Source organism: Boseongicola sp. (genome assembly GCF_057460485.1).
In genome coordinates, this window is record NZ_JBVCWP010000161.1 from 1 (window position 1) to 9,176 (window position 9,176).

Here is a 9,176-nt window from a genome sequence, read left to right on the forward strand (position 1 = left end):
CCGCGCGCGATCAGCGTGCGCGCAGCCATCCGACCGCATTCTACGTTGTCTATTCCGACCACATTTACGCGCGGGCTAGCTGCGATGCGGCCAAAGGAATGCACCACCGGAACGCTGGCTTCCTGAAAGGCCAGCGCGAATTCAGGGGACAGTGTTGAGGAGGCTACGATGACTCCATCGACGGAATACTGGCGCAGTAATCGCAACGTGGCTTCAGGGTCGGTTTGATCCGTCAGATTGACTAAAAGCGGGCGTAGTCCGCGTTCCTGCAAGAGCCTGGTAAACAGGTCAAAGACCTGCAAGAAGAACGGGTTATGGAAGTTGTTTGAGACAAGTCCGATAAGCTTCGTGCGCCCCGTCGTCAGGGATGATGCGAGTGCGTTCGGGCTGTACCCAAGCTCGCTTGCGGCTTTTTCAACCTTGCGCCGCGTCTTGGCTGAAACTGACGCGCCCTCGGTGAACGTCCGTGACACGGCCGAGCGTGATACGCCCGCCCGCTCGGCGACATCTTTCAATGTTATCGCCATGGTAGGAAAATCTCCAATTTGGACATCTCGGTCGTTGTGCAGCGCGCGAAACGCAGCCTATCTCTACATACTGCGCGCAATTGATGCATTTTATTGTCTTCATTTGCAACCGATTGCAAAATACTGGGGATGTGTTAAATTTTGATGAAGGGGCGTACGTAAGCCGCTTTTACGCCAGACAACTGGCTAACTTGGGAGGAAAAAATATGAGATCATTTATGAAGAAGGTCGCATTTGCGACCGCTATGGCGGCGGCGCCACTGATGGCTGCATCCACAGCTTCGGCGGACGGCGAGAGATATGTTTTCGTCAGCCACGCGCCGGACTCTGACAGCTGGTGGAATACAATCAAGACTGCGCTTGGCGTTGCTGAAGGTCAATTGGGCGTAACGGTCGAGTATCGCAATCCGCCAACCGGCGATATCGGTGATATGGCCCGTATTGTTGAGCAAGCGGCGGCCTCCGGCCCCGACGGTATCATCGTCAGCATTGCCGACTTCGATGCACTTTCCGGCCCGATTCGTGATGCAGTAGATCAGGGTATTCCTGTCATAACAGTGAACTCGGGCACGCACGAGCAATCCGCATCGATGGGCGCGCTGATGCACATCGGCCAGCCTGAGTATGATGCAGGTAACGCAGCCGGTATGCGCGCAGCGAAAGCGGGCGTGAAGTCCTTTCTATGTGTTAACCACTACATCACAAATGGTGCATCGGTTGAGCGTTGCCAGGGTTTTGCGGATGCAATCGGCGCCGATCTGGGCAACCAGATGATCGATTCCGGTCAAGACCCGGCTGAAATCAAGAACAAGGTTCTTGCCTATCTGTCTGCTAACCCCGATACGGGCGCTGTCCTGACGCTTGGCCCGACCTCTGCTGCTCCTACAATCAATGCGTTGAAAGAGAACGGCATGGCCGGTGACATCTATTTCGGCACATTCGACCTGAGCGCTGAAATCGCCACGGGTATCAAGGAAGACATCATTTCTTGGGCCATCGACCAGCAGCCGTTCTTCCAAGGCTACCTACCGATAGTTCTGCTGACCAACTATAACCGGTATGGTCTTTTGGTACCGCACAACATCAACTCTGGCCCTGGCTTTGTGACCAAAGACACAATTGATGCCGTTGCCGATATGGCTGGCGAGTTCCGCTAAGAACTGACCAACTACTGGGCGACCGTGCATTCGGTCGCCCATTTTCATTTGCCCCAGAGAGGTATCAAGATGTCGGAAGCTTCCGCTCCCCCCGAAGATGATGAGCGAGTCAAGGAAATATCTGGTTTCCGCAAGTCTCTTATGCGACCGGAATTGGGCGGCATTTGCGGTGCAATTCTGGTCTTTGTCTTTTTTCTGCTGACAGCATTTGACTCTGGCATGTTCTCGCCGGCAGGTGTGATGAACTGGTCGATCGTGTCGGCTCAATTCATGATCATCGCGGTTGGCGCCTGTCTCCTCATGATCGCGGGAGAGTTTGATCTTTCGGTCGGATCAATGATCGGTTTTGCTGGCATGTCGATTGCCTTGCTAACAACTAGCGCGGGCCTTCCGATGTGGATGGCAATCATCTTCACATTCATCATTTGCGTTGCCATCGGGGCGCTGAACGGGTGGTTGGTTGTCAAGACCGGACTGCCTAGCTTCATCGTAACGCTTGCATTCCTGTTTATCCTGCGCGGCGTCACAATTTTTGCGGCCATCGCGACGACCCGCAAGACCATAATCGGTGGATTGCGCGAAGAAGCTGCGGGCGACTGGCTTGCGCCGTTTTTCGGAGGCAAGGTCTTTACAGGATTGTTCCAGTGGATGGGTGAAAATGGCTGGATAGAAACCTTCAGCCGTGGCACTCGCGAAGGGCAGCCGGTTGTTGATGGCATCCCGATGCTGATTGTTTGGGCCATCGTTCTAGTCATTTTTGGTCATTTCCTCCTGACCCGCACCAAGTTCGGGAATTGGATTTTTGCCGCCGGCGGCGACGCGCAAGCCGCACGCTACACTGGTGTCCCAGTGAACCGTGTCAAAATCCTGATGTTCATGTTTACCGCGTTTTGCGCCGTAGTCTTTGCCACGTGTCAGGTGATGGAGTTCGGGTCTGCCGGGGCTGATCGAGGCCTGCTTAAAGAGTTTGAAGCGATCATTTCCGTGGTTATTGGCGGCGCATTGCTCACCGGCGGGTATGGTTCGGTTATCGGCGCGGCACTCGGTGCTCTGATCTTTGGTGTGGTCCAGCAGGGTCTGTTCTTTGCCGGGGTTGAGAGCTCTCTGTTCCGGGTTTTCCTGGGAGTTATTCTGCTGCTGGCTGTCATCTTGAATACCTATATCCGACGCGCAATTACTGGGGAGAAGTAAGATGAACACGGAACATGCACCCATCGTTCAGATGAAAAACATCGAGAAGCACTTTGGATCGGTCATCGCACTGGCCGGGGTGTCACTCGAGGTTTACCCCGGCGAATGCCATTGCCTTTTGGGCGACAACGGTGCTGGAAAGTCAACGTTCATCAAGACCATGTCGGGTGTTCACAAACCCACCAAAGGTGAGATCTTTTTCGAAGGCAAATCGATGCATTTCGAGCGGCCGCGAGATTCCATCTCAGCCGGTATCGCTACGGTTTATCAGGACCTTGCGATGATTCCGCTCATGTCGGTGTCACGCAATTTTTTCATGGGCAATGAACCTACGAGAAGGATTGGCCCGATCTCAGTCTTTGACCATGAAGTGGCGAACGAAGTGACGATGTCAGAGATGAAGAAGATGGGTATCAATCTGCGCGGCCCGGATCAGGCCGTTGGCACTTTGTCGGGCGGGGAACGCCAAACGGTGGCCATCGCGCGGGCAGTGCATTTCGGAGCCAAGGTGCTGATCCTTGATGAACCGACCTCGGCACTTGGCGTGCGGCAGACCTCTAATGTTTTGGCTACCGTTGATCGAGTACGAAAAAATGGCATCGCCGTGGTGTTCATCACCCACAATGTACGTCACGCGCTGGCGGTTGGCGATCGGTTCACTGTTTTGAACAGGGGTAAGACACTGGGCACGGCTCAACGCGGCCAGATCACGCCAGACGAGCTTCAAGATCTGATGGCTGGTGGACAAGAGCTGGCCACGCTGGAAGGTAGCCTTGGCGGTACGGTCTGAGCCTATTCTGACAGCGTATGAACATCGCCACGTTTCGTGGCGGTTTTTTATTTCCGACCTTTGTCTTGCGGTTGCCTGGTCCGATGCTTCGCTGAAGTCTTCCGAGATCCTGTCTGCGTTGGCCAGGATCGCCAAGCGCTTAAGCCAAGACGTCTGCGAGACGGCGCGCGATTTGCCTGCCAGCGGGCGTGCCATCGATGATCTGACCGATGGGGCCATTCCGGTGTAAGCGGGTCGCGGACATCCCGGCGTCAACCAGGATCGCGTACGTTGGTCTGGACACTGAAACCCCAGGGCGGACGGCGGCGTATCTTCTGGTGCAAGTGCTGCCCGAGAGCCATTGTGCCTTGTGCTTTCAACACGAAGTCACACCCAGTTTTTGGGGAAAAAAAGAATGTACCACAGCCATTGCGGAAACTCTGGCACTCCACTGCCTTAAACTTGCGGTCTTGTGACGTGGCCAGCGCGGCACTGATCGAGTTTTGACCTTGAAGCATGAAGTGGATTTCATCGCCAAGTATGGACACGATGTCAGAAAACTCCGGGATAGGTGGCCGTGGCCAGACCTGCAAAGTACCCTGTTGTTGCATCTGATCTATGTCACGAATTATGCTTGAAAGCGCCTGAACATCTGGGTCTGCGCTTGTTGAAAACCGAAGGCTCGCAAGGTTGCCATTTTGGACATCAGGTGATTTGGAATCCCGAACGTCAACAGCCCCTAGTTCTCGCATTTAATTTGAGATACCGACGGATAGTGGGGACAGGATAGGAAAGAGATGGAAGAGAAACAGTTTAAGAAGATTTACACCCGAGGGCCCGAAGCAATGATGCGGCCGGAGCGGCTAGGCCCGATCGGCGGCCTGGTGTGAGTAAACTTCTGGTCAAACCGATTGGAACCTCTGGTAAGGTCCACTCCATTACACCAAAAAGTGCGGGCTGGGGCTATGTCGGCTTCGCGCTCTACCATCTCTCTCCCGGGGAGATCGCTTCAGGGTCAACCCTTGACCTTGAGGCGATCCTCGTTTTGGTGGAGGGCCGCGCGACGCTGACTGTTGGTGACGCCGACTTCGGCGAGATGGGCGACCGCATCTCAGTTTTCGAAAAAACACCACCGCATTGTGTTTATGCGCCCGGCGATACGATTTGGACTGCCACGGCCACGACAGATTGTGTGTTGGCGGTGTGCACGGCGCCCGCCAAAGGTGACTATCCCGTTCAAAGGCTTGGTCCCGAGGGCATCGAACTCACCCCCCGTGGTAAAGGTCAAAACCAGCGCTTCATCAACAACATCGCAATGGAGGCCCGTGACGTCGCCGGCAGCCTTCTTGTTACAGAAGTCTTCACACCGCCCGGCAACTGGTCGTCTTACCCAAGCCACAGGCATGACGAAGACGACCTCCCACGCATGACGTATCTCGAAGAAACCTATTACCACCGCCTGAACCCCGCACAGGGGTTCGGCGTGCAGCGGGTCTACACCGAAGACGGTAGCCTTGATGAGACGATGGCCGTGCAAAATGGCGACGTGGTCCTTGTCCCCAAAGGTCACCACCCCTGCGCCGCACCATAGGGTTATGAGATGTACTATCTGAACGTCATGGCAGGTCCTTTGCGCAAATGGCGCTTTGAAAACGACCCGGCGCACGACTGGATTGCCCAACGGGACGCCGACTGAAAGTGAACCTCAAAGCGACTGCGGCTGATTGAAGGGCGTCACGATCTGGATGTCGCTGATCAGCCGCTCTTCTGGCCGGGGACCAAGCCCGTGCAGTCCCGCGATCGCCATGAAAATCTGTCGAAAATCACTGGTCAGATCATGGTGCAGCACAAAGCTTAGTTTTCCATCGGCAAGAAGCGCGCGGTTCTCGGCGTCCAGATCATGGGCGATATAGGGCAGGTTTTCGATACCGTTTTGGCGCAGTACCTCCAAAGTGGCCGCGTTTGCTCCACCCATGCTGTAAACACCTGCAAGTTGAGATGTCTGAGATACGGCAGAATCAAGATGTTCGGGCATTGTGCGCGAAAGACCACCGCTTCCGCTGACGTCTATCACGTGAAGGTCTGGACAAAGTCGGGCGAGCGTTTCGCGAAACGAATGGAACCGCTCAGCTTCTCCCGAAAACGCTTCTTGGCTGCGCGTTGTAATCACTGTGCCCTTGGTTCCGCGCCTGGTATTACCTAGGAGATAGGCGGCGGTGCGCCCCGCGTTGGCATTGTCGAGCCCTGCATAGGCGTGACGGCGGCAATCTCGGACATCCGTCACCAGTGTGATGACCGGAATGCCCTTCCCGACAAGGCGGTCAATCGCGTCGCGCACACTCGGTACATCACGTGCTTTAAGGCAGACGCCCTGACTGCCACGGCGCGCGATGCTGTGGAGGCAGGATGCCATTTCGGCGTCGCCCATCAAGTCATACATCTGAAAACGCGGACGAAACACACCGATCCCGATGCTTGGCAAAACGGATTCTGCGGCATCCCGAACCACGTTCGCAAATCGCTGTGGCGCCTCGACGACAACATCGACGAACAAGCGCCGTCCGCGGGCTGTAAGCTGTTGTTCCTGCCGCGCAAGTTCGTCCATCGCCACCCGCACGCGGTTTCGTGTCTGCGGACTTACGTTGGCTCGGTCGTTCAAAACACGATCGACGGTTGCGGGGCCAAGCCCCGATTGGCGAGCGATTTCTTTGATCGGAAAGCGATGCGTCATTGATGGTTTCTTGATGGTTTTTTTGGGAGAAATCAAGGAGCGGTGGGCGTATGCTTGGTTCACGATACAGAAGGATACACGATCATGAACGAGCCTACTGACCGCTCCACCGGATTTTACGCCGCAGAACTTTGCGATTTGATCGAGTTCAAGGCAATCACTGCGCGCGTGGTTGATATGACCGACATCCCACATGCCAGCGGCGCGCCCAAAAAAGTGCCGCTCTACGACATGAATCGCCTTAAAGAGATGCTGGCCGAACCAGAGCAACGCCGCGTCCTGATGGTGGAATGGGCCAAAATCCTGCTCAGTGGACCTGGCGTGTTCGTTCTGAAATCCGCCTGCACTGACCTTGCAGCAATTGATGCGGCAACGGCTGTTTTCAACGACGTTATCGCGGCCGAAAAAGCCGGGGCAGGCGGAGGGGCCGACCACTTTGCAGCCGCGGGCTCGAACGATCGCATCTGGAATTCACTGCAAAAGTTGTGCGAAGCCGCTCCGCAGGTCTTTGCACACTACCACGCAAGTGCCGCCATTGATGCGGCGTGCGAGGCGTGGCTTGGCCCCAATTATCAGATGACCGCGCAGGTGAATCTGGTGCATCCCGGTGGCCAGCCGCAACAGGCGCATCGTGACTACCACCTTGGTTTTCAGTCGGCCGAAATTAGCGCCACATACCCCGCTCATGTCCATGATCTTTCGCCCTTGATGACGCTTCAGGGTGGCATCGCGCATTGCGACATTTCAATTGAAAGCGGGCCGACGAAGCTATTGCCTTTCTCGCAGACCTATCGTCCGGGATATGCCGCCTGGCGACGCGACGATTTCCGCGCCCATTTCGAGGAAGCCCACGTCCAGCTTCCCTTGGCAAAAGGCGACGCTATCTTCTTCAGCCCGGCGCTGTTTCACGCCGCGGGCGCGAACACGACCGCGGACGTCCGCCGCATGGTGAACCTTTTACAAATCTCGTCACCTTTCGGTCGCGCGATGGAAACCATCGACCGCACTAGGATGTGCAAAACGCTGTTTCCAGTCCTGTCGCGGGCCTGGCAAACGGGCGAGATCAACGAAGCCGCCCTTGATGCGGTGCTATCGGCTACGGCCGAGGGATATTCCTTTCCCACCAACCTTGATCGCGACCCGCCCGTGGCAGGGCTTGCACCGCTGACCCAAAAAGCCGCGATGAAACAGGCGATTATGGCGGACATTTCGCAATCTGAATTCGAGGCTACTCTTGATCGGCAGGACGGTGCGCGCCGCGCCTGACGCGCCTTGCCTTCCATTTTCGCGCAAGGGCGACTACATCGCCCCTGAAAGCAATCGCGCGACAAGAGAGACACCGGTATGACCGCCATCCCTATCGAAAAGGCCGCCCGCCTGTCTGTCGCGCCAATGATGGATTGGACGGATCGTCATTGCCGGTATCTCCATCGTCTGCTGAGCCGCCACACGCTGCTTTATACCGAAATGGTCACAGCGCCTGCGCTGGTGCGGGGGGGGGCCACCCATCTTCTGACTTACCATGCCGCCGAACACCCTGTGGCGCTGCAACTTGGTGGCTCTGATTCGGCTGAACTGGCGCAAGCCGCGCGAATCGGGGCAGGCGAGGGTTATGACGAGATAAACCTTAATGTCGGCTGTCCTTCGGACCGTGTACAGTCGGGCGCGTTCGGCGCTGTTTTGATGAATTCGCCCGATCTTGTGGCAACATGCGTTGGCGCCATGATCGAGGCCGTGGACGTGCCCGTCACGGTCAAATGCCGCATCGGTGTCGACGAGCAGACTCCGGAAACGGTGCTTCCGGAGTTCCTTTCACGCATCCGCGAAGTCGGCGTGACCCGCGTGGCGATCCATGCCCGCAAAGCCTGGCTTCAGGGCCTAAGCCCAAAGGAAAACCGCGACATCCCACCTTTGGATTATGACCTTGTCCACGCGATGAAAGCGGCCTTTCCGGACCTCCATATATCCATCAACGGTGGCATCGAAGGGCTTGACCAGGCCCAAGATCACCTTGCGAGGGGGCTTGACGGCGTGATGATCGGCCGCGCGGCGTACCACACGGCTTGGGACACGCTTTCGCGCGCTGATAGCACGATTTTTGGCGCGGTTGATCCTTTCGATACTCGGCATGATCTGGTCGAAGCCATGGTGCCATACATCGAAGCCCACATTGCTTCCGGAGGTCGCCTGCATAACGTGTCGAGGCATATGCTGGGGCTGTTTCAGGGGCGTCCGGGCGCGCGCGCATGGCGCCGCGTGCTGTCAGAGCGCGTGCATTGCGATGGGGTCGGGGTTGATGTTCTGCGCGACGCGTTGGGTCAGGTGCCACACGGCGTGACTGCATGAGGCCCCTGTCGCAATAGGTGTTTGGCGCTCACATTCATCCCAACGTGCCAGAAGCTGAAAGTCAGTTGATCAGTTACGCAACCAGCAATGCCGCAAGTGCCGTTCGCGATCGGGTCACGTCAGCGAGTGTATAGCGATCCAATGTGGCAAAGAATGCCTCCTGAGCCCGCGCCAGAGGTTCGCGCAACCCGCAGGCAGGTAGGATAAGACAGGACTTGTCGGTCCCGAAACACTCGACCACCGGGTCATTGCGCTTCATGGCGCGCACAACGTCACCCACAAGGATATCTTTCGCCGGACGCGCAAGCGTGAGACCGCCGCTACGCCCTCGCTCGGAATTCACAAAACCCTCGCGCGCAAGTCTCGTTGCGACTTTGGAAAGATGGTTTTCTGACAATCCATAGAGTGTCGCGATCTCAGAAGTCGGCACCCTGGCAGGCGCCCGGATAGCCAAG

9 protein-coding genes and 1 pseudogene are annotated in these 9,176 nt (G+C 56.6%); 7 read left to right on the forward strand and 3 right to left on the reverse strand.

Annotation, left to right across the window (positions count from 1 at the left end; all coding sequences use genetic code 11):
* The coding region (locus AC221Y_RS15895) for a LacI family DNA-binding transcriptional regulator (protein WP_486707726.1) at positions 1 to 527 on the reverse strand (527 nt) is incomplete at its 3' end.
* A gap of 206 nt (positions 528 to 733) precedes the next feature.
* Here AC221Y_RS15895 and AC221Y_RS15900 point away from each other — a divergent pair.
* The 5 genes and pseudogenes from AC221Y_RS15900 (at position 734) to iolB (ending at position 5,340) form a co-directional block, all read left to right on the forward strand.
* Complete coding sequence (locus tag AC221Y_RS15900; RefSeq protein WP_299752931.1) at positions 734 to 1,684, forward strand: sugar ABC transporter substrate-binding protein; 951 nt, start codon at positions 734 to 736, stop codon at positions 1,682 to 1,684.
* Between the two features lie 69 nt (positions 1,685 to 1,753).
* On the forward strand, positions 1,754 to 2,875 hold the full coding sequence (locus AC221Y_RS15905; protein WP_486707727.1) for an ABC transporter permease: 1,122 nt from the start codon (positions 1,754 to 1,756) through the stop codon (positions 2,873 to 2,875).
* A 1-nt stretch (position 2,876) separates the two neighbouring features.
* Positions 2,877 to 3,665, forward strand: coding sequence for an ATP-binding cassette domain-containing protein (locus AC221Y_RS15910; protein ID WP_486707728.1), 789 nt, complete (start codon positions 2,877 to 2,879; stop codon positions 3,663 to 3,665).
* A complete protein-coding gene (locus AC221Y_RS15915; RefSeq protein ID WP_299753282.1) occupies positions 3,649 to 3,894 on the forward strand; it encodes a hypothetical protein in 246 nt (81 codons plus the stop codon). The genes AC221Y_RS15910 and AC221Y_RS15915 overlap by 17 nt, the downstream gene beginning before the upstream one ends.
* A 636-nt stretch (positions 3,895 to 4,530) precedes the next feature.
* Positions 4,531 to 5,340 (forward strand): annotated as a pseudogene (gene iolB, locus AC221Y_RS15920) (5-deoxy-glucuronate isomerase).
* Between the two features lie 9 nt (positions 5,341 to 5,349).
* Here the strand turns inward: iolB and AC221Y_RS15925 are convergent.
* A complete protein-coding gene (locus AC221Y_RS15925) occupies positions 5,350 to 6,375 on the reverse strand; it encodes a LacI family DNA-binding transcriptional regulator (protein ID WP_299753278.1) in 1,026 nt (341 codons plus the stop codon).
* A gap of 84 nt (positions 6,376 to 6,459) precedes the next feature.
* Here AC221Y_RS15925 and AC221Y_RS15930 point away from each other — a divergent pair, with 84 nt between their 5' ends.
* Together AC221Y_RS15930 and dusA are read left to right on the forward strand one after the other, a co-directional pair.
* Positions 6,460 to 7,641: a phytanoyl-CoA dioxygenase family protein gene (locus AC221Y_RS15930; protein WP_486707729.1), complete on the forward strand. Its 1,182-nt coding sequence runs from the start codon at positions 6,460 to 6,462 to the stop codon at positions 7,639 to 7,641.
* Between the two features lie 78 nt (positions 7,642 to 7,719).
* Positions 7,720 to 8,721: a tRNA dihydrouridine(20/20a) synthase DusA gene (dusA, locus tag AC221Y_RS15935; protein WP_486707730.1), complete on the forward strand. Its 1,002-nt coding sequence runs from the start codon at positions 7,720 to 7,722 to the stop codon at positions 8,719 to 8,721.
* A 73-nt stretch (positions 8,722 to 8,794) separates the two neighbouring features.
* Here the strand turns inward: dusA and AC221Y_RS15940 are convergent, their stop codons facing one another.
* Complete coding sequence (locus AC221Y_RS15940; RefSeq protein ID WP_486707731.1) at positions 8,795 to 9,175, reverse strand: RrF2 family transcriptional regulator; 381 nt, start codon at positions 9,173 to 9,175, stop codon at positions 8,795 to 8,797.
* Between the last annotated feature and the right edge of the window lies 1 nt (position 9,176).

Bases quoted from the DNA above. Each gene is read 5' to 3' on its own strand.
- AC221Y_RS15930 (WP_486707729.1), top strand. From the start codon at position 6,460: ATGAACGAGCCTACTGACCGCTCCACCGGATTTTACGCCGCAGAACTT.
- AC221Y_RS15910 (WP_486707728.1), top strand. From the start codon at position 2,877: ATGAACACGGAACATGCACCCATCGTTCAGATGAAAAACATCGAGAAG.
- AC221Y_RS15925 (WP_299753278.1), bottom strand. From the start codon at position 6,375: ATGACGCATCGCTTTCCGATCAAAGAAATCGCTCGCCAATCGGGGCTT.
- AC221Y_RS15900 (WP_299752931.1), top strand. From the start codon at position 734: ATGAGATCATTTATGAAGAAGGTCGCATTTGCGACCGCTATGGCGGCG.
- AC221Y_RS15905 (WP_486707727.1), top strand. From the start codon at position 1,754: ATGTCGGAAGCTTCCGCTCCCCCCGAAGATGATGAGCGAGTCAAGGAA.
- dusA (WP_486707730.1), top strand. From the start codon at position 7,720: ATGACCGCCATCCCTATCGAAAAGGCCGCCCGCCTGTCTGTCGCGCCA.